This is a genomic window from Nocardia sp. NPDC004860, assembly GCF_040609015.1.
In the GTDB taxonomy this organism is placed as follows: Bacteria; Actinomycetota; Actinomycetes; order Mycobacteriales; family Mycobacteriaceae; genus Nocardia.
The window spans coordinates 318106-337954 of the sequence record NZ_JBEXJI010000003.1 but is presented as its reverse complement, the minus strand read 5'-3'; the positions used below and the strand labels follow the sequence as shown (position 1 = coordinate 337954).

General features: G+C 66.9%; 19 protein-coding genes and 1 pseudogene. 11 read left to right on the top strand and 9 right to left on the bottom strand.

The window, feature by feature from the left end; all coding sequences use genetic code 11:
- The first annotated feature begins 91 nt into the window (after nucleotides 1–91).
- Entirely contained in the window at nucleotides 92–1369 is a 1278-nt protein-coding gene (locus tag ABZV44_RS09235) for a lipase family protein (protein ID WP_354833699.1), read from the top strand.
- A 223-nt stretch (nucleotides 1370–1592) separates the two neighbouring features.
- Here the strand turns inward: ABZV44_RS09235 and ABZV44_RS09230 are convergent, their stop codons facing one another.
- Both ABZV44_RS09230 and ABZV44_RS09225 read right to left on the bottom strand, forming a co-directional pair.
- A complete protein-coding gene (locus ABZV44_RS09230; RefSeq protein ID WP_354833697.1) occupies nucleotides 1593–1847 on the bottom strand; it encodes a hypothetical protein in 255 nt (84 codons plus the stop codon).
- A 271-nt stretch (nucleotides 1848–2118) separates the two neighbouring features.
- Nucleotides 2119–2529 (bottom strand): DUF4189 domain-containing protein, encoded by a 411-nt coding sequence (locus tag ABZV44_RS09225; protein ID WP_354833695.1) that lies wholly within the window; start codon nucleotides 2527–2529, stop codon nucleotides 2119–2121.
- Nucleotides 2530–3025: 496 nt separating this feature from the next.
- Here ABZV44_RS09225 and ABZV44_RS09220 point away from each other — a divergent pair, with 496 nt between their 5' ends.
- Nucleotides 3026–3520: a hypothetical protein gene (locus ABZV44_RS09220; protein ID WP_354833693.1), complete on the top strand. Its 495-nt coding sequence runs from the start codon at nucleotides 3026–3028 to the stop codon at nucleotides 3518–3520.
- 96 nt (nucleotides 3521–3616) lie between these two features.
- On the opposite strand, the gene ABZV44_RS09215 is transcribed toward ABZV44_RS09220, so the two are convergent.
- Both ABZV44_RS09215 and ABZV44_RS09210 read right to left on the bottom strand, forming a co-directional pair.
- The gene (locus tag ABZV44_RS09215) at nucleotides 3617–4435 is read right to left on the bottom strand and encodes a TIGR02452 family protein (RefSeq protein WP_354833691.1); all 819 of its coding nucleotides are present in this window, start codon (nucleotides 4433–4435) and stop codon (nucleotides 3617–3619) included.
- Nucleotides 4436–4781: 346 nt separating this feature from the next.
- On the bottom strand, nucleotides 4782–5654 hold the full coding sequence (locus ABZV44_RS09210) for an alpha/beta hydrolase (protein WP_354833689.1): 873 nt from the start codon (nucleotides 5652–5654) through the stop codon (nucleotides 4782–4784).
- A 97-nt stretch (nucleotides 5655–5751) separates the two neighbouring features.
- On the opposite strand from ABZV44_RS09210, the gene ABZV44_RS09205 reads away from it, so the two are divergent.
- Together ABZV44_RS09205 and ABZV44_RS09200 are read left to right on the top strand one after the other, a co-directional pair.
- The gene (locus ABZV44_RS09205) at nucleotides 5752–6168 is read left to right on the top strand and encodes a helix-turn-helix domain-containing protein (protein WP_354833687.1); all 417 of its coding nucleotides are present in this window, start codon (nucleotides 5752–5754) and stop codon (nucleotides 6166–6168) included.
- A gap of 253 nt (nucleotides 6169–6421) precedes the next feature.
- Nucleotides 6422–6508 (top strand): annotated as a pseudogene (locus ABZV44_RS09200) (3-hydroxyacyl-ACP dehydratase); the annotation flags it as partial.
- An 11-nt stretch (nucleotides 6509–6519) separates the two neighbouring features.
- On the opposite strand, the gene ABZV44_RS09195 reads toward ABZV44_RS09200, so the two are convergent.
- Nucleotides 6520–7422, bottom strand: coding sequence for a LysR family transcriptional regulator (locus tag ABZV44_RS09195; protein ID WP_354833685.1), 903 nt, complete (start codon nucleotides 7420–7422; stop codon nucleotides 6520–6522).
- Nucleotides 7423–7703: 281 nt separating this feature from the next.
- On the opposite strand from ABZV44_RS09195, the gene ABZV44_RS09190 reads away from it, so the two are divergent.
- The 6 genes from ABZV44_RS09190 (at nucleotide 7704) to ABZV44_RS09165 (ending at nucleotide 13382) form a co-directional block, all read left to right on the top strand.
- Entirely contained in the window at nucleotides 7704–8015 is a 312-nt protein-coding gene (locus ABZV44_RS09190; protein ID WP_354833683.1) for an EthD family reductase, read from the top strand.
- Between the two features lie 978 nt (nucleotides 8016–8993).
- The gene (locus ABZV44_RS09185) at nucleotides 8994–9437 is read left to right on the top strand and encodes a hypothetical protein (RefSeq protein WP_354833682.1); all 444 of its coding nucleotides are present in this window, start codon (nucleotides 8994–8996) and stop codon (nucleotides 9435–9437) included.
- A gap of 980 nt (nucleotides 9438–10417) precedes the next feature.
- Nucleotides 10418–10864 carry a DUF4189 domain-containing protein gene (locus ABZV44_RS09180; protein ID WP_354833680.1) on the top strand — a complete coding sequence of 149 codons (447 nt, stop codon included), beginning with the start codon at nucleotides 10418–10420 and terminating at the stop codon, nucleotides 10862–10864.
- A 366-nt stretch (nucleotides 10865–11230) separates the two neighbouring features.
- On the top strand, nucleotides 11231–11605 hold the full coding sequence (locus tag ABZV44_RS09175) for a hypothetical protein (protein ID WP_354833678.1): 375 nt from the start codon (nucleotides 11231–11233) through the stop codon (nucleotides 11603–11605).
- A 195-nt stretch (nucleotides 11606–11800) separates the two neighbouring features.
- Entirely contained in the window at nucleotides 11801–12199 is a 399-nt protein-coding gene (locus ABZV44_RS09170; protein WP_354833676.1) for a D-arabinono-1,4-lactone oxidase, read from the top strand.
- A 451-nt stretch (nucleotides 12200–12650) separates the two neighbouring features.
- On the top strand, nucleotides 12651–13382 hold the full coding sequence (locus tag ABZV44_RS09165) for an alpha/beta hydrolase (RefSeq protein WP_354833674.1): 732 nt from the start codon (nucleotides 12651–12653) through the stop codon (nucleotides 13380–13382).
- Nucleotides 13383–13477: 95 nt separating this feature from the next.
- Here the strand turns inward: ABZV44_RS09165 and ABZV44_RS09160 are convergent, their stop codons facing one another.
- Complete coding sequence (locus ABZV44_RS09160) at nucleotides 13478–14137, bottom strand: response regulator transcription factor (protein WP_354833672.1); 660 nt, start codon at nucleotides 14135–14137, stop codon at nucleotides 13478–13480.
- A 34-nt stretch (nucleotides 14138–14171) separates the two neighbouring features.
- A complete protein-coding gene (locus ABZV44_RS09155) occupies nucleotides 14172–15332 on the bottom strand; it encodes a histidine kinase (RefSeq protein WP_354833670.1) in 1161 nt (386 codons plus the stop codon).
- 188 nt (nucleotides 15333–15520) lie between these two features.
- Between ABZV44_RS09155 and ABZV44_RS09150 the strand changes: the two genes are divergently transcribed.
- Nucleotides 15521–16348 (top strand): sterol desaturase family protein, encoded by an 828-nt coding sequence (locus tag ABZV44_RS09150; RefSeq protein ID WP_354834096.1) that lies wholly within the window; start codon nucleotides 15521–15523, stop codon nucleotides 16346–16348.
- 63 nt (nucleotides 16349–16411) lie between these two features.
- On the opposite strand, the gene ABZV44_RS09145 is transcribed toward ABZV44_RS09150, so the two are convergent.
- Both ABZV44_RS09145 and ABZV44_RS09140 read right to left on the bottom strand, forming a co-directional pair.
- Nucleotides 16412–17620 (bottom strand): NADP-dependent malic enzyme, encoded by a 1209-nt coding sequence (locus ABZV44_RS09145; RefSeq protein ID WP_354833668.1) that lies wholly within the window; start codon nucleotides 17618–17620, stop codon nucleotides 16412–16414.
- A gap of 526 nt (nucleotides 17621–18146) precedes the next feature.
- Nucleotides 18147–19703 (bottom strand): FAD-binding protein, encoded by a 1557-nt coding sequence (locus tag ABZV44_RS09140; RefSeq protein ID WP_354833666.1) that lies wholly within the window; start codon nucleotides 19701–19703, stop codon nucleotides 18147–18149.
- Nucleotides 19704–19849 lie beyond the last annotated feature (146 nt).

The following is a 19849-nucleotide window of genomic DNA, read 5'->3' as shown; positions in this document are numbered from 1 at the left end:
CCTCAGGGGGATTCGCGGGAGTCGGCCCCCTCCAGGGAGGGAATTCCGAATGTTGGGCAGTGTCGTATCAGCCTGTGGCGCAGCGTGTTCAGTGGTCACACGCGGTCAGCTGCGCTCGGTTCTGATCGCGGTTTCGGCTGTGTTGTGCTTTACCGGTACTGCCATCGCGGTCGGTGGTGCGGAGCCGATCCCGATTCCGCAGAACGACCCGTTCTACACCCCGCCGCCGGGCTGGGACTCGAAGGCGCCGGGCACCGTGCTGAATTCGCGGCCCATCGAGGTGGCCTCGCTGGGTCCGCAGGCGCAGGACGCCGATGCCTGGCAGTTGCTGTATCGAACGACCGATACCGCCGGTCAGCCCATCACGACCGTGACAACGGTGCTGCGGCCACGAACCGGGCAGGTCAAAGGCTTGATCAGTTATCAGGCTGCCGAAGATGCCTCGGCCCCGCAGTGCGCTCCCTCGTTCGCGCTCCGGCAAGGAGCGGTCCCGATGGACCACAAGTACGACGCCTCGCTGGATTTCATTTCGATCAACCAGATGTTGTCGTCAGGTCATGCGATTTCCGTACCCGACTGGGAGGGGGCGAACGGGGCGTTGCTCACCCCGAATCAGCCGGGTTATACCGCGCTCGACGGAGTGCGCGCAGCCGAGGCGTTCGCACCACTCGGCCTGTCGGGCACCGATACTCCGGTTGCTGCGTTCGGCTACTCCGGCGGCTCGTACGGCAGCGCTTGGCTCTCACAGGTTCAACCGACCTACGCCCCCGAATTACGACTGGTGGGTGTTGCTCGGGGCGGTGGAGCAGGCGGTCCGTTGGAGCCCATGAGTGAGTACCTGCGGTCGCTCGACGGCGGCCCATTCTCCGGTTTCCTGCTGGCGCTCCTGCCGGGCATGATGCGCGCCGATCCGCGGATCGCAGCGGTGTTCGACACGTATCTGACGCCTGCCGGGAAAGCGCTGATGGCGGCGGGTGGCGGCGAATGCTCGGTGCCCGCCGTGGAAAAGTACGCGTTCCTGCACATGAACGACTACCTGACGATCCCTTTTTCGCAACTGTTGGAGCAGCTACAAGCGTCGTTCGACGAGATCGACGGCATCACGGCACCGACCGTGCCGCTCTTCCTCTTTCACGCTGTGAACGACGAGATCGTCGCCATCGCGCCGGTCGACCAGACGGTGGCGCAGTGGTGCGCATCGGGGGCGCCGGTGACCTATACGCGGGACCAATTGAGCGAACACGCCATTCTCGCGATCAGTGCGTTGCCCGCAGCCCTGCTGTGGATCGATGAACGTCTGGCGGGGCAGGCCGCACCAGACGGCTGCTCGACGCGCACGGTGCCGTCCATGGCGATCGGTGGTGCGTAGTACTCGAGCATATCTCCATGACCGGCTGTCCCGGGGACGCACTCATCTGCCGCATGCCGTGCTGTTCGGAACGGCCAGCGTGACACGTCGGAAGATCAACCGGCAGCATCGATCTGGTACTGGCCGAGCGCCGGCCACTGCCGTTTTCCTAGTGCTCCCCGGTATGTCCATAACCCAGGCAGTCTGCCGCGGGCCGCGAGATCACCGGGACCTCTGAAAGCCCCTACAACCGGGAAATCTCCTTGGCCTTTGCGATCGCCCACAGCAGCAGATCGACGGGAACCTCATTGATGTGGAGGCTCACCACCGCATCGGTCCATGACCCGTTCCCGTCGTCCGGGTCCGGGACTGCAATGGCGAAGTGTGAGCCGCCTTCGGGTATGGCCGGGTCGGTGAACTCGAAGACTCGCTGATCGACGCTGAGGTCGTCGTGATCGATGATCTCTATCAGTCGCCCTTGAAAGATATTGCCAGCCATGCTTCCTAAGCCCCGATCAGTTCACTGACGTGAAAATGGTCCCGACGATCAGCGGCCCTTGATCCGTAGTGAGCCATGCTGTCCACCTCGGAACGGGAGATCACCAGGAAACGCATGGGTGACAGTCTGTCTCAGAGATGGCTACGAGCGCGAACGCCCGCTATTGCCGCTACCCGCGCGGTCCGGGGCCGCGGTGGTGGGTCCCGCCGGCAGCCGGAACCCGTTACGCCGCAGAACGTCCGCTACTGCCGAGGACCGCACTGGAACTAGATCAAGGCTGGGTGCAGGCATGTTCGCGATTGAACGAGCCGACGCTTCCGGTGCCGGTGGGGAGGTTGCGGGTGGCGTCGGCGTATGCCTCCCCCGGGGTCGCCCCCTTACCGAAGCCCACGATCGGGAACCCTGCGACGATCGCGAGCGGACTCGTCACGACTGCACCGCAGCCGTTCGCGAACGTCACCATCATCCGGCAGTCGATGATGCCTTGACCCTTGCACGCTCGGTCGGCGGCTCGAATGGCGTCGGCTTCCGTCGGGTGGTTGACCGAAATCGCGTAGACGTTGCCCCACACGCTGAGGGAAACGGCGCCCCAGTTGACCGGGTCGGCGGCGGCAGGCGGTGCCGCAAGAACGGCAGCGGCGCTCACCGAGAGGGCGGCGGCCGCAAAGTATTTGTTGAACAAGTGGCGTGCTTCCTCTGCGCGCCGACCAGGGTGCGGCGATCGCATGGAAGATACCGCAGCGCATGGACTCGAGATCGCCCCAAGTCTTGGGGGCACGGCAAAGACCATCACGAACTGCGGTGTTCGTGACGGATCTGCTGAAACCGATCTAGTCGCCCTTGGCTGCGGGAGCGCCCTCGTCGGTGGCCATCGCCTCGCGCAGCGACGGACGCGGTCAACTATGACGACGTGTGGCCCGGGCGAGAGCCGTGGCTGCGGCGGATTCGGTCCTCCCTCGACGAGGTCGCCTTGCCGAACACACTCTTCTGCCGCATACCGCGCTGACCGAACCGGCCAGCGCGGGGCGCCGGCAATCGGAACCTGGTGCGGCGCAGAACGTCCGCTATTGCCGATGGCAGGGCGCTCTTCTGGTGGATTGGTCACAGCGGTCAGGAATCTGTGCTCGTCGATTCCGAGAGGTAACCTTGGGCGCGCGGTACGGCGGGAGGGATGTGGTTTGGTGCAGCGCTGGGTGACGATCTGCCTGCCGCCGGATGCGATCGATGACGTGGAAGCCGCGATCACGCGAGCTCTCGCTCCATTCGAGATGCGGCAAGGGTTCCCGGAGCGAGATATGTGGGACACGTGGCAGATTCGGGATGGCGGAGGAGGAGCCGGGTTCTACGTCCGACCGGGTCATGAGGACGATCCTCGGCTGATTCACGACGGCCCCAACCAATTCGGCATCGTGCTGCTCCCCACGCGAGGTGAGTGCGCGGGCGGCCCGAAGTCCTTGCTGAACGTCGCGGTACACAACCTGTCAGAGCCCGATGTACTCACCCAGGACGGTTGGTGGGTCGAGTGGAGTGGCATTTGCCGACACAAGGATTGGGGCGAGACCACGTCCGGCAAGGACCAAACCGACTGCCCGATACCGCCGGGCGGCATCGAAAACTACCTGGAGACACTGCCCGACGACACAGTGCTTGTTCGGGTCTGTTGCCACGGCTAGCAACGCCCTCTCTTGCCGCTGGTCGCGCGGACCGAACCGGCGAGCGCGGCGGAAGATCAACTGGCCGTGCGTATCCACGGCTGGCCGAACGCGCCGTCAGGCCGAGCTGAGGGCCGCTCGGAAGGCAGTGAGGGTGGCCTCGCCGGGGGTCCGGTCCAGTATTGCGAAGGTGATCTCGTCGAAGTGCCCGTTGAACCGCCCACCGTCGGCTAGCAGTGCATGGAAGACACCGGCCACCATGCCTGGGTCGTTGCCGTAGGCGCCGCAGCCCCAGGCGCCCAGCACCAAACGCCGGTAGCCGACGGCTGTTTCGAGAATGCGCTCGGCGCGGGTGGCCAGCACCGCGGGTATTCGATACGCCTGGCTCGCCAGCTCCTGCACGATCACGTTGGTCCGGGGCGCTGGGCAAGTGAGGAAGCCGACCGTATAGGGGCTGTCGAGCAGAATGCCCGTGTCGTCGCGGAAGACAGGTACGGCAGGAGACAGGATCACGCGGTCGCTGTAGAAAGGGTCCGGTGTGCGGCGGTGGTGCTCGTAGTACTGCGGCACGGCCAGCAGGGTGGTGTACAGCGCCGACGCTCGGCACAGGGCTTCTTCCTGGGTGCGGGCGCCGGCGAGGTAGTGGCCGCCGGGATTGCGGGCGGACGCGAAATTCAGAACGGCGACCGGCTCCGGATCGGTGTCGAGCATCCGGCGCGCCGCGGCGAGGCTGCTCTCCCCGGTCACCGTGATGACGGTGGCGGCCTCGCTGCGGATGATTACCGGGACCGGGTCGGGACCGTACATCCGGGTGCCCTCGACGGCGGCTTGTACCCCCGATGTCAACGACACATGGTGCCCGCTGGGCGTCCGGTAACCGCCGGCTGCGATGATCCGCTCGTTGTCGGCAGCGATGGCGCGCAGGCGTTCGGTCACGCCCGCAATGCTCTCATGGCTCGAGACGAACCGGATACCACCGCCGGAGGGTGCGGGCCGCCACAAAAACCAGAACACGACGCCCAATCTTCGGCTACGCACACAGCCCCGTAACACGCTGTGGGCCAATCTTCTTCGGCGATGCGATCATGCCGATCGCGCCCCGCTGCACGGCACCAGAACGTCTGCTACTGCCGCATACCGGGCTGACCGAACCGGCCGTGCGGGCATCGGAAGATCAACGGGCAGAGCGCCGTACGACCGTCGGCAGTGCACGCTCATGCGGAATGCCGGATGGAGTGTTGTACCCGGGGATGGCCTCATGGGGGGCTGTGCGGATGCGCGGTCAGGCAGGTTGGTCGGCGGCGAGGAAGGGGGTTATGAGGTTGAGCAGTTCTTGCGGACGGTCCAGCGGGATGATGTGGCCACAATCCGGAATGACGTGTCCCGCAAGGGTATCGGCGATAGGGCGTAGTTGCCGCTCGAGTGCGTCGCCGACCGGGTGGGCACCGATCGCCAGGGTGGGTGTGGTGAGTCGGCCGGCTGTCACGGCGTGATCGATCTGTCGTGCGCTGGTCGGTAGTGCCCGGTAGTACGAGAAGGCGCAACGTAGGGCCTCTTCACCGGTATAGGCATCGACGAATGCGTCGCGGATATCGGCCCGCACACCTCGGCCACGGGTGCCGGTGGTGAGAAACCATTCGACATACTGTGCCTCGTGGCCGGACAGGACCGTTTCGGCGAGACCGGGGACGGCGTGGAAGCCGAACCACCACGGCGGACCCGCGGCGAGGAAGTCCTCGGCGCCGGGGAGGGCGCCCAGCAGGGCTTCCATGACCACCAGCCGTCGTACCCGGTCGGGGTGGCGCAGGGCGAGCAGGACCGCGACCGGGGTACCGGCATCGATCGCGACCACGGCCGCGGTGGGTTCGCCGAGGGCGTCGAGGATCCCGGCGATGTCGGCGGCCAGCGTGGTGGCGTCGTAGCCGTCCGGCGCACGGCTGGTGGCGCCGAATCCGCGCAGGTCCGGGGCGATGACCCGGTAATGCGTGGACAGCGGGCCGATGATCTCGCTCCACAGTCGCCAGGTGTGCGGAAAACCATGCAGCAGAACGACTGCGGGGCCGGAGCCGGCAATGGCGACATTGGCGCGGATGCCGTTGGTCTCGATCTGGCGCAGCTCGATAGGGGCGGTTTGGAGCGGTGGCGTGCGGATCATGAGACCTCCAGCTGGTTACCATTAGTTACCAGAAAACGGTAGGTAACGTCGGTTACGCTGCCAAGAAGGCACTTCGGCTACAGGTGGTGAGGTCCAGGTGACTGCTCGATCAGTGCACGCGAAGGCACCGGTTCGCGGTGATCTGTTCGATTCCCAATGCCCGACACGGCAGTTGCTGGACCGTATCGGCACGAAATGGACGTCGATGGCGGTCAAGGTCCTCGCCGAGGCCGCCCCGGGTGACGTGCGGTTCGCCGAGCTGCGGCGGCGAATGCCCGGTGTATCCCAGAAGATGCTGTCGGTGACCCTGCACAACCTGGTCCGCGACGGCCTGGTCATCCGTCGAGTGGAGCCGACAGTGCCACCGCGCGTGCACTACCGGCTCACCGAACTGGGCTTGTCCCTGGAGATTCCATTAGCGGCGTTGCGCACCTGGGCCGAGGAGCATATGGCCGAGATCGACTACGCCAATACCGTCAACGACACGCAAGCCGACCCAACCGCCACCGAATAGCTTCCCAGCACACGCTCATGCCGCATGCCATGCTGCTTTGAACGGCCAACGCGGCGCTTCGGAAGATCAACCGGCAGCGCGCCAATGCACTGACAGCCGCGACGCGGGCGTTCGGAACCGGCCGCAGGCTCGGTCGGCGAGTGCACGCAACTGCCGAATACAGGGCGCAGCAACCCGACCTCCAGGCAAGCAGATCGCAAAGGCCATCATCTGATGCTGATCCGCCGGCGTAGCGAGGTCGTGTCGGACATTCAGCAAGACCGCCGTCGTCGTCATCACCGCGAAGTCCGCCGGGCGCAAGGTCTTCGGCTTCGCCACCGCAGACGTCCGTCTCGCTTGACCTCTTGCGCGTCAGTCCGGCAGCCAGTGCAGCTCGTGCGCCAAGGTTTTGGCGACAGCACGGATGCGGCGGTGTAGCGGCGACTGCTCGCGCGGGAGGACCAGGTGGATCGTCAGGCTGGGCGCGCCCCGCAGCGGTCGCCAGGTGAGACCGGCCGGTGCTGCCGTGACCGCGGCTTCACCGGCCGGGGCGAGGGTGACCCCGGCGCGCAGGTCGCGCTGAGACAGGTCGAAAGAGACTGCGGGCGTGAGGAATCGGGGGTGTGGCCGGGTGTCGCGGAACAGTGCGGACAGCTGATCGTGGATCACGGGGTTGGCCGCACGGTCCGGGAGTCGCAGCGGATACGCCGCCGCGTCGGCGATCTCGATCTCCGGGTGTTCAGCCAGCGGATGGTGCTGCGCCAATTGGACCCCGATGCGCTCACACCGCAGCAGGAACCGGCGCACGCCACGGCCCGGCTGTTCACCGCGGGTGATCCCGGCATCGATGCGGCCGTCGGCGACCGCGGCGGAGATCTCCGGTGTCGCCATCGGGACCGCAGCGACCTCGAGTCCGCTGTTGCCGCGAATCAGCCCGTCCACCAGGGCCGGTGCCGTCTCGGCCCCGGTGCTGAGGCTGTATCCGATGCGCAGCGTGCCCAGTTCACCGGCCGCCGCGCTCCGGGCCGTGTCCCATGCCCGGTCCAGCGCCGCCAGCGCGGACGGCGCGGACTCCGCCAAAGCCGCACCGGCCGTGGTCAATACGACGCTACGCGTGTTGCGGACCAGCAGGGCCGTACCGAGTTCCGCCTCCAATCGGCGCATCCGGGCGCTGAGTGCGGGCTGTGCGATACCGATCCGTGCGGCCGCACGGGTGAAGTTCAACTCCTGCGCCAGCACCAGGAAGTACCGCAGGCTCACCGTATCCGGCGCCACAAGCCCTCCCCGCCAATTGATAACGATCCGTTCTGAGCCTATCCCATTCCGGTCTTTCCCTCGACCGCACATCAAGCCCTAACCTGCGCATATGACGATTCGACGCCTTCGTCGGCGACCTCCCGCTGTGGCTGGCCACCGACTCCCACGCGCTCCTCGAAACCACCTCCGTCCTCAGCCAGATCCCGATGCTCCGCACCTAGCGAGGTCGGCGGCAGTTCACGACAGGAGCTTCCAGGTCACCCGGAGTGTTGTGATTTCGCCGCTGGACGGAGGTCGTCATGCATAAGTTGTTGGTCCTGTATCCCAAGCCCGCCGACCCTGACCACTTCCGCGACTACTACGTGACCAACCACCTTCCACTGGTCATGAAGATGCCCGGCCTGCTTGCGTGGCGCTACAGCTTCGACGTGGCGGCGACCAAGGGAGAAGCGCCGTATTTCGTGGTCTTCGAAGGCGACTTCGCTGACGCCGCCGCCCTGGCCGCGGCGCGGGCGTCGGCGCACGGCCAGCGGGTGGCCGCCGATGTCGCCAACTACGCCACCGGCGGTGCGGTCGTCATCGACTATCCGGTGCAGGACGGCCCCGGCTGAGGCAGGACGGTAAGCCCCGGGACGCGTTCGGTCGGCCGTTGCGGGCCAGGTCCGGCTATCGGCGGGACACCCTTCGCGGTTGCTGGTTCATTGAGCGTCAAAGGTGGGGCCGATTTCCTGGCCGGAGCCATGTCCGCCACTCCGGGCGGCACCGACCGGCTCGATGACACTGCAACTGCGCGACATGACCTCGAACAACGGCCGTCCTCCTCCTGCGATGAGACACCAAGCCCGACAAGCGCATCAGGAGGACGTTCCCCACGTCCAGACAACCGACGCACAGAACGTCTTTCTATGCCGCATACCGTGCTGACCGAACCGGCCAGCGCGGGGCATCGGAAGATCAACGGGCAGAGCGCCGTACGACCGCCGGCAGTGCGCGCCCATGCCGAGTTTCGGAGGACCGGTGCAATCCCGCACAATCCGCTGTAGAACAGCGATTTCGCGCCAGCTCCTCAGCTGTAGTGCGCGTTCAGAACGGTTGGGTTGGCCGTTCATGCGCGCACGGCAGCGTGCTCTTCTGCCGCATACCGCGCTGACCGAACCGGCTACAACGGGCGGGCGAAGGTCAACCGGCCGCGCCGATCCGAGGCTGAGCCGAACGCACCGTCGCTCCCTCGACAATTCGTCTTCTTCGGTATCTGGTCGGCGAACTGGCCTGCGGCGCGCCGCACCCGGTGAACGTCACCGCCGCCCAGCGCTACGCCACCGACGGGACCCCGGCCTCTTCGAGGGCACCACGCCCAGAGCCGACTCTATGGAAGCCGCTCCCGGCGTCCAGGCGCTCGCGGCGCATGAAGAAGCCACTATGACGCGCATGCGAAGCGCAGGGGCATATTGAAGTATGGGCTTTTCAATTTGTACGCGCGGGGCCGCACTACGCGGTTACCGTCGGAGCGGCACTCAGGTGCCGGCAACGACTACTCCAACGGGAAAGTACAGATGAGGCAAATGAGTTGGGCCGCCGTCACGGTGGCCATGCTGGCGATACCGGTCGTCGCGGCGGCATCGGCGTCGGCCACGGTCGACAATGTGAATCTGACACAGGTCGACACCGGCATCGGCGGATGTGAAGGGGCAGGCAATACCTGCACGATATTGGTGACCACCAGCGGCGCGGACGCCCTGGCACCGGTCACGGTCACCTTGGACGGGCAGAACGTTGGCACCTTCACCCCACAAGCCGGATCCACGGCCGGCACCGGGATCATCCAGTACGTCTATCGCTCGAAGCTTCCCGAAGGCGTCTATAGCCTCACCGCCACGCAGGGCTCGTCGACCAAGTCCATGACGGTGCAGAACTGCGGCAGCCAGCCGACCGGCAGCTCCAGCGCCTCGGCCCAGTGCACCGGAAACGATATTCTCGGCGCTCTGATGATGCCGCTGATCATCCTCACCGGCTCCGGGCACACCCAACTCTGACCGACCAGTTGGGACAGTGGGTCGGTGGAGTGCAGTGGTCGACGGCCCAGGCACACAAAGTGAATCGAACGCCGTTACGCAGCAATCGTTTTTGGCCTATCGACGAGGTCGATCTTCTTCATCGATTCCAGTGCGCACGCAAATGGCACGAAAACGGCCGGTCATCGCAACACCTGCGATGACCGGCCGCTTCCTGTGGTTCTAGCTGGATCGAACCAGTGACCATGTGACGGAGGTTGGATCTGGCCTTTTGCTCCACTTTCGGTGCCTCTGAGCCAGGAAACTGCTTGAAACCACTCGAGAATGGAGCAACAGGCCAGTCCGCCGCCATAGGCCGGCCGCCAGGCAGCTCCCGAACGCGCCGTCATGGCGTCATACCGCGCTGACCGAACCGCCCAGCGCGAGGCATCGGAAGATCAACTGGCCGTGCCGATCCGAGGCCGGCGGAACGTCCGCAGCTGCCGAGTTGAGCATGCCCGGAGATGTTGCCGATGTTCGTATACAGCGGTTTTTCAGCCCCTGTGCCGATGTGCAATTGCCAGGTTCGAGCGATCACCAGCGATCGAAATGCGCGGGCACGGTCGGCGGCAGTTGTGGATGATCGAGCAGACGCTCGGGTGACTGCCAAAACGTCAATGCTGCGAGCATCGCGGGCAATAGGACCCAAACGGTGACCAATACCAGCCAGAACGTCCTCAATTGCCGCGCCCCGCGTTGATCGAACCAGCCAGCATGGGACATCGGAAGATCAACCAGCAGAGGCCGTCCGGCCGCCGGTAGCGCACTTATGCCGATTCAGCAGTTGCGGTCAGCCGTTTGTGACGTCGCGCCGACTCGACTTGCCCAGCCATTGAGCGCGTCCGCGATCTCGCGGATACTCGCCGGCGGGGTTTGTGACTTTAGGCCTTTTGGCGAATCTGACAGTGATCAGCCATGATTCGCCGGGTAAGTCTCTCCATACGTTGACAGGGAAATGCTTGATGAAGTTCATGGGTAAGGCCGTCGTCGGGGTCGCGGCGGTGGGCCTTGCGGCCGGGTCGGCGATCGGTGCTGGTACGGCGAATGCGGCCGATCTCCACGGTGCGATCGCGTTCAGTGTCGAGAACTGGAGCTACGGCACCAGTGTCAATGCGGGCAGCCGCGGCGAGGCGATCGACGAGGCGATGGCCAACTGCAGTTACGGCGGCATCTCCGACTGCGCCGTTCTTGTGGCCTGGTCGGACGGCTGTGGCGCACTCGTGTACCGCAACGACGCTGGAGACGACGTCGCGGTAGGCAGCGGCGCTGGCCGCGACCGGGCGTCCGCGCTCCGCGAGGCCTATTCCAGTCTCTCCCGGGTTTATCCGCGGGCCATGCTGGCCAATGTCGGTTCCGCAGACCTGTCGGCGACGGCGATCAACGATGTAATCTGCACCGCCAACGCATGATTCGCGGGCGGTACCGCCGAAACCTCGGTGCCGGACCTGAAAGTGACTGTGCCCCGCCTGGTAATTCGGAGGGGGCACAGTGGTTTCTCGATCGAACCGCAGTCTCTCGAGACGGCGTCGCACGGCATTGTGGTGTAGACCAGGATCTTCAGGCCTGCCGGGGCTGCCTTGTCACCGCGAACGCACGCTATTGCCGCCGGGATCCGGCGTGGGCGAGGAACCGATCATGACTCGAGACCGAACTCTTCACCGCGAATCCCCATATCGCTCTGGTTGACTCACCTCGTGGAATCGGCAGACATATCGACGAGGATTCTTGCGGGACTTGGCGGTTAGGTCGCCGTAGGACTGGTCCCCTTGTACGGCTTGGCGCTGCTGATCGGCGTGATCGGCGGCATTCCCGATGAGGATCCTGCGCCCGCCGTACAGAACGTCCTCCTCGTGATCCAAGTGATCGTCGTCGCCGCTGCGGCCGTGGCGCTGGTGACCGGCACGATTACCGGGCGGACCATGGCGATCATCGGCGGCTGCTTGCTGTTCATCCTGGATTTCGTCCTGCTGTCCATCTGGTATTCGAATGCCCTCGTCCCGCCGGGGAGCTTGCCCATCGAACGTGAGACGCCGTCGAATCCACCCGAGATCGTGCTGACGGCGTGGGTGGTCGGGGTCGCGTTCCCCATCCTGACAACACTGCTCGCCGTTGCGCGGGTCGTCACGGTGCGAGTGCGTAACCAGCGGTGAAAACCGGCCAGAAGGCGCGGGAACCGACGTTCACACCTTCGTGGTGTGAACCGGCGACACCCGAAGCGGCTCTGCCCCATGGCCTGTGGGTTCCGGTCCTCCCCGGCACCCGTCAAGTCACCGTGGGCGGCGCGATCGCCTCCGACATCCACGGCAAGAACCATCCGCCGCGGGTTCCTGCAATATCAGTTCTCCATGCCCTTCGGCGCCGAACCACAGCTCGCGGCCGCGGTGCGCGCGATCGCGCACTCCGGCCACCGGTCGTTCCTGAACGTGTTCAAGCGCATGGGCGCCGCCAACCGGGCCCCGCTGTCGTGGCCGCACCCAGGGTTCATGCTCAGCCTGGACTTCCCACTCAAATCCGGACTCGGCGAATTCTGTGCCGAACTCGACCAGCGGGTCCTCGACGCAGGCGGACGCTTGTACTTCGCCAAAGACTCCCGCACCACCCCGGAAATGGTCCGCGCGATGTACCCGCGGCTCGAGGAATGGCGGCGTGTCCGCGACAGTATCGACCCCGAACGGATCTTCGTCTCTGATCTCGCCCGCCGCCTGCATCTCATCGACGACAACCTCGTCCACACAGGCCACTGATCACCGGCAAGCGTTGCCTACCAGGAAAATACGGGTAGGCAACGCCTGGCCCATCGCCCTCTTCCAAGCATGGCGCGCTGACCGTACTGGCCAGCACTGGGCATCGGAAGATCAACGGGCACAGCGCCGTACGACCGCCGGCGGTGCTCGCTCATGTCGAATGCCGTATGTCGGAGCGGGTCAGGTGTTGATCCACCAGCCGAGAGGGTTGTCGTCTTCGGCGGCGGTACCAGAGCCATGGTGTCGCTCCGTGGCATCCGGGCGCCGAACCTCGGTGAAAACCAGTTGGCGGACCACGGCGACCGCTGCTACTTTCCTGAAGACCGTGCCAGAGAACGAGGAGGTGGTACCCGTGAACGCAGTATCGACATGGGTGCTCCCCTCCGGGGTCACGGTCGGGCGATAGGTCGTCCGGGAGCGCCGTTCACGAGCACTCCTGAAAGGCACGACCGTGCAATTCAATTCCGAACAGCGCCTCGACGACGGCACCCTCGAGCGTGAATTCACTCTCGGCGAGATCCACGGCATCCTGTGGACGCCCGGATCCGCATCCGCACCAACCCCGCTGATCCTGCTCGGCCACCCTGGTGGACTGCAGAAGATGCACCCCCGACTGGCGGCCCGGGCCCGGCACACCGTGGCCGATGGCTTCGCCGCGGCCACGATCGAACTCCCCGGGAGCGGTGACCGGCCCCGTTCCGCCGTCACCGATCAGGCTCGCGCCGACCTGCGCCGGGCGTTGCAGGCCGGCGAACCGGTCACCGACGAAATCGTCGAACGTCTCATTCTCCCGCTGATCGAACAGGCAGTTCCCGAGTGGCGAGCCGCCCTGGACGCCCTCCTGGCGTTGCCCGAGATCGGCGGCCCGGTCGGGTACTCGGGAGGGGTGATCGCCCTCGGCCTCCGCCTGGCGGTGGTCGAGCCGCGCATCTGCGCCGCCCGCCTGTTCGCCGGAAGTTTCGTGCCCCGCAGCATGTTCGGCGAGGCCCGGCAGGTCACCATTCCGCTGCAGGTCCTGTTGCAGTGGGACGATGAGGGAAACGACCGGCAGCTGGCCTTGGACCTGTTCGACGCCTTCGGCTCCAAGGAGAAGGCGCTGCACGCCAATATGGGCGGGCATACCGGCGTCCCGGCGTCCGAGGCGGATGAAGGGAGCCGGTTCTTCGCCCGGCACCTGAAGTGAGACCGGCCCGTCGGGCCGGCAGCAGAAGCATGTTCGAGAACCGCGTCATTCGTCGCAAGCTGAGGTGACCGGCTCCGACCCGGCCGAGCACGTCGTCAATGGGGACGGTCGGGGTGTACGAGGCCGTGTTGGTGGGCGTAGACGACGGCGTGGATGCGGTCGCGCACACCGAGTTTGGCGAGGACTCGGGAGACGTGGGTTTTGACCGTTTCTTCGCCGACGCCCAGGGCGGCGGCGATCTCGCTGTTGCTGCGGGCATCTGCCACCAGTAGGAGTACCTCACGTTCGCGGGCCGTGAGTTGCGCCAGCTCAGGTGGCTCGACCGGCGGGGCGATGCCGGTCATCAGGCGGGTGGCCAGGCGGCGCGTCATGGACGGATCGATGACGGCGTCGCCACGCACCGCGACCCGGATGGCGGCCACGAGTTCTTCGGGCGGAAGGCTTTTCAGCAGGAAGCCGCTGGCCCCGGCCGACAGCGCGCGGTGCAGGTTGGCCTCGCTGTCGTAGGTGGTGAGCACCAGCACCCGGGTGCCGCCCGCCGCCACGATGGCAGCGGTGGCGGCGAGGCCGTCCAGCTTCGGCATGCGCACATCCAGGACCGCCACGTCCGGATGGGTGCGGGCGGCCGCCTCGATGGCGGCGCGGCCGTCGCCCACCTCGGCCACGCACTCCAGATCCGGGTGCGCGTCCACCACCGCGCGCAGACCGGAACGGAACACGGTGTGGTCGTCGGCGATCAGGATGGTGATGCTCATACGGCTCCGATCGGCGGTGCGGTCCCCATGGGCATCATGCGGACCCAACGGGTACGGAAACCCGGATGACCCAACGGGTTCCGGACGGGTCGGCACCGTAGGCGACGGTGCCGTCGAACAGTTCGACCCGGCGGCGGATCCCGTCCAGGCCGCGCGGCACCCCGGTGGCGCTCTCCAGGGCCGCAATGGGATTCGTCTCGCGCAACTCCACCGCGCCCGGGAGATAACCGATCTCCAGCGCGGCCGCATCACGCCCGTGCCGCAGCGCATTGGTCAGCAGCTCCTGGACCACCCGGTAGAGCATGACGTCCAGCGACTCCGGCAGCACCGGCGGCTCACCCGAAACCGTCACGCGCACAGTCAATCCGGCGTCTTGCACCCGCTGCACCAGGTCCTCGATATCGGCCAGGCCGGGCTGCCGCTCACCCTCGTCGTCACGGCCGTGCAGCAGATCCAGCTGCCGGCGCAGATCCACCATGGCGGCGCGGCTGCTCGACTCCACCGCGGTCACCGACCGCGCCGCCGCCTCGGTATCGGTGCGGGACAGCGCCATTCGCGCCACCCCGGCATGAATCCCGATGGCGCTCACATGATGCGAGATGACGTCGTGCAGATCCCGGGCGATGGCCTCGCGCTCATCGGCCAGCGCCCGGTCCAGCGCCGCCCGCTGCTCCTGCTGCCGCAGGCTCTCCCGCTGCTCCAGCTCCGCGATATAGGCCCCGCGCGCCGCGGTGTACCGGCCTACCAGCCAGGGCACCACGCCCGCGCCCAGCGCGAAGATCGCCAGCCGGATCGGATTGTTGACGCCCGCGATGGCCGCCACCAGATTCACCGTCAGCGAGCCGCCGGCCAGCAGCAGCACGGTCAGAACGGAGCTGAGCCCGCTCAGCCAGGCACCCGCCTGATACCCCGCGACCAGGAAGCCGACATCGAAAACCCGTGCGGTGATGCCGTAGTGGTGGGCGAACAGCGCCACCGCCACCTTCACCACCACCTGCGCCACCGCCACCGCGGCCGCCGTCGAGGCGGGCGCGGCCAGCGCCAGATCCGCGGCCACCGTGGCCAGCGTCAGGATCGCGGCCAGCGCGGGCGCGGCGCCGAAGGCCCCGCACATCACCATCTGGGCACCGTCCAGCGCCGCCGCGACGGCGGCCACCAGCAGCGACTGCCGGGCCAGCGACCTGGTCACATCCATGGCCGCACGGTACCCCGGAGACCGGCCATCCCCCGTGTGGGGGACGCGGAATCCCCCGTCGGCGCGACGATCCGCGCGCGCCGCCGAACTAGCGTCGAGCACATGCCAGCAGCCCGACCGCCCCGCCGAGGAGCACGCCCGTGAATGCCGACCTGTTCATCTACGCCCTGCCGGCGTTCGCGCTGCTCATGTTGATCGAATGGATCGACAACCGGCGTGACCCGGACCGCCCGGTCAATGGCATCGACCGCCGCGACACCACCTCCAACATCGCCACCTTCGTACTCGGCCGTATTGCCAAACCGATTCTGGCGCAGGTGATTCCGTTCTCCGGCGTGGTGCTGGCCGCGCACTTCACCCCGCTGCACCTGTCACCGGCGCACTGGTGGGTGTGGGTGCTGGGCCTGATCGTCACCGATTTCTGCTACTACTGGGCGCACCGCGCCGACCACCGGGTGCGGCTGCTGTGGACCTCGCACAGCGTCCACCACTCCAGCCGGTTCTTCAACTTCTCCACCGCCATCCGGCTGCCCTGGGCGCATCCGGCCGCCAATATCGTGCGCGGCCTGTGCTGGGTGCCCGCGGCACTGCTGGGCTTCCCGGCCTGGATGGTGTTCGCCCTGCAGTCGCTGGGGCTGCTTTACCAGTTCCCGATCCACACCCAGCGCGTGAAAACCCTGTGGCGGCCCCTCGAATTCGTGTTCAACACCCCGGCCCACCATCGCGTCCACCACGGCTCCAACCAGCCGTATCTGGACACCAATTACGGCGGCATCCTGATCATCTGGGATCGCCTGTTCGGCAGCTTCGCCGCGGAAACCGAACCGATTCGCTACGGGTTGACCAAGGACATCGAAACCGACAATCCGATCAAGGTCAATTACACCGAACTCGTCGATCTGGTCCGTGATGTCCGGACTGCCCGAACCTGGCGCGGCCGTCTCGGATATATCTTCGGCCCGCCCGGCTGGCACGAGAATGCCGCCACCCCCGACCTCGAAAAGGTCGCGGTCTAGTCCAATAGGAAAAGGGGCGCTTCGTCTTACGACGAAGCGCCCCTTTCGTTGCTCGGCGAGTGGCTACGCCACACCCTCCGCGCGAGCCGCGTTGCCGACGGCCTCGGCGACGGCCGGCGCGACCCGCGGGTCCAGCGGGCTCGGGATGATCTTGTCCACGGACAGCTCACCGGCCACCACGTCGAAGATCGCCTCGGCCGCGGCCACCTTCATGCCCTCGGTGATGCGGCGCGCGCCGGCGTCCAGCGCGCCCTTGAACACGCCCGGGAAGGCCAGCACATTGTTGATCTGGTTCGGGAAGTCGCTGCGGCCGGTGGCCACGATGGCGGCGTACTTCTTGGCCACCTCGGGGTGGATCTCCGGGTCCGGGTTCGACATGGCGAACACGATGGACTCGGGAGCCATCGACGCGATGAGCTCCTCGGCGATGGTGCCCGCCGACAGACCCAGGAACACGTCCGCGCCCGCCAGCGCCTCGGCCGCGCCGCCGGTGAGGCCGCGCGGGTTGGTGCGCTGCGCCAGTTCGGCCTTCACGCTGTTGAGGTCGCCGCGATCCCGGCTCACGATGCCCTTGGAGTCGAGCACGACGATGTCGGAAACCCCGGCGGCCAGCAGGATGTCGGTGCACGCCACACCGGCCGCGCCGGCGCCGGACACCACGACCTTCAGACCGGACATGTCGCGGCCCTGCACCGCGGCCGCGCCCTTGAGGGCGGCCAGCACCACGATGGCGGTGCCGTGCTGGTCGTCGTGCATGACCGGGCAGTCGAGGGCCTCGACGACGCGCTTCTCGATCTCGAAGCAGCGCGGCGCGGAGATGTCCTCCAGGTTGACCGCGCCGAAGCTCGGGCGCAGGCGGATCAGGGTCTCGACGATCTCGTCGACGTCCTTGGTGTCCAGCACGATCGGGATCGAGTCCAGACCGGCGAACTTCTTGAACAGCGCCGCCTTGCCCTCCATCACCGGCAGCGAGGCGCGCGGGCCGATGTCGCCCAGGCCCAGCACGGCGGTGCCGTCGGAGACGACCACGACCAGGCGCTCGGCCCAGGTGTAGGTCTTGGCCAGACTCTCGTCCTTGTGAATGCCGCGGCAGACCTGCGCCACGCCCGGGGTGTAGGCGATGGACAGATCGCGCTGGGTGTCGAGCGGAGCGGTGAGTTCGACCGAGAGCTTGCCGCCAAGGTGCCCGGCGAAAATTTCTTCCGTGGTGATGTCGGACAGGTTCGCCCCATTGGACGCGGGGGCCTCGGTGGCATTCACTGCTTCAGTCACGGGTGACACGATTTCACTCCTGATCGGTTCGGACTCAACCGTTGGACGGTTACCGTTCGGTAATAGCGGAATTTGTGGTTTCGGTGCTCATATATCTTTTGCCGCAGCCGCGTTCAGCGACGTCGACACCACTTCCGAGCCACTTCGTGGAAACCTTGCCACCTCATCGTGGCGACGCATACAAAGTATTACGGCATTGCGAGAAGTGTGTCGCGGCAGCGCAGATCGTCGAGCGAGAACCGGAGGGGTGTGTCCGGGCGATACAGCCGGGGTGACCTCGTGTGAACCCGCGAGTCGGGGTTCGTGATCACCGAGTGTCCCGGGCCGGGCGGTGGCTGCGGCCGGGATCGGCCCATTCTGCCAGTCTCTGCGACGGCCTGCCAAATCGCCCCCGGGTCCGTCGCGTCGCCTCACCATCGTTGAAGGGTAAGGCAGTCGAATCACGCCGAGATGAACAGGAACTCGCTGGTCGGAACCTGAACTCGGAGAACTGTCACAACGCGGTCGCGGCGGCGGCTGTGAGCTGTCAAGCGGGGGTTGCAGTCACCGCTGTGAGGTCCGGCCGGACCCAGACACTGCCGAGACCCCCGGAGAGCAACCGTACGCGCCAGTCGCTTCCGGCGCCCGGATGGTCGGTGCGGCGATGCATGCCGCGGGTCTCGGTGCGGGCCAGGGCGGAGTACTTGGTCCAGCGGGCGACGGCCAGCAGCGCCGCGGCCTGCCGGGCGGGCAGGCGATCGGGTCCCTTTCCGCCGAGCGCCAATTCGACGCCGGGCCACATGCCGTCCAGCTCGCCGATGCTGTCGCGCAGGCTGCCGTCGCTGCGCCAGTAGCTGCGCCGCAGCGGCAGCGTGTGCTCCTGGACCAGGCCGACCACCGCGCGCGGATCGAGCCGCGCCCGGTCGCCCAGGCCCGCGCCCGGCACCGGGCGCGCCTTGCCGAGCTTGCGACGGCACACGGCGAAATCGGCGGCACCCGCGCCCGCCCACACACCCGAGGAGATGGCCCACGCGCCGTTCTGGCCGCCGAACCCGCTGACCGCCCCGGTGATGGGCTCCCGGGTGGTGACGTCGCCCGCGCCGTAGAGGCCGGGAACCGTGGTCGCACAGTCGGGTCCGGTCAGCCGCAGACCGCCGGTGCCGCGCACCGTGCCCTGCAGCACCGCGCACAGCGGCACCTGACCGGTCAGGCTCGGCCCGTGCCGCAGCAGTTCCGCGCGCACCGCCTCGGGCAGTTCGTCCACCGCCGCGTAGACCCGCCGCCCGTCGGCGATGGCCGCGAAAGCCTGTGCCCGCGAACCGCATCCCTGCCCCCACAGCACCGCCCGCGACTCGTCGTAGAGGGTGGCGAAGTGCATGACCTGGTCGGAGGCGAACACCGCGGCGACCGGACGGCCGCCCAGCACCGGCGAATCGGCCACCGGGGTCAGTGAATACGCGTTGGAGAACTCCATGCCGGACAATTCGGCCCCCGCCTCGGCCCCCATGAGCAGCCCGTCACCGGTGTCCACATCGGTGCCGGCGCCACCGGAGAGGAAGGCACAGCCGCCGGTGGCCAGCACCACCGCGCGCGCCCGGACGGTCCAGCCGCGGAACTCGCCACCCTGCGTCACACCCGCCGCGCCGGACACGACGCCGTCACGGTCGGTGATGAGCTGGAGTGCGGGATGGTGGTCGAGGATGCGGATTCCCGCGATCACCATGCTGCGCCGCAGCCGGCCCAGATACTTCGCGCCGTCGAGATAGACCCGCGCCGGGCGCTCGGCGTGTTCGCCCCGGAACCGGAAGCCGCCGGTCACCAGCTGGCCGACACGCCGATGGGTCTCCTCCAGCACCCGGTACATCCACTCCGGGTCCCCCAGCCCGCCGCCGTGCGCGAAGTTCTGCCGCACGGCCTCGTCCCGAGCCGGACCGGACGGAAGGTTCCACAGCGTGACCCCGCCCCGCGCCGTGGGGCCGCTGCTGCCGCAACGGCTCTTGTCGGCGACCAGTACCCGCGCGCCCGCAGCGGCAGCAGCCAGCGCGGCCCAGGCTCCGGCCGGGCCACCTCCCAGCACCAGCACATCGGCGTCGAATTCGGTCATAACGACAAATGTTCGACGACAGTTCACTGGGTCGCAACCGTTATGCGTATTTCAATTCCACCACTGCGCCCAGAGCAGATATCCGGCTATCACGAAAACGACCAAACATCCGAAAAAAGCCGCAAAACCCCGATGTCTATCCGCAT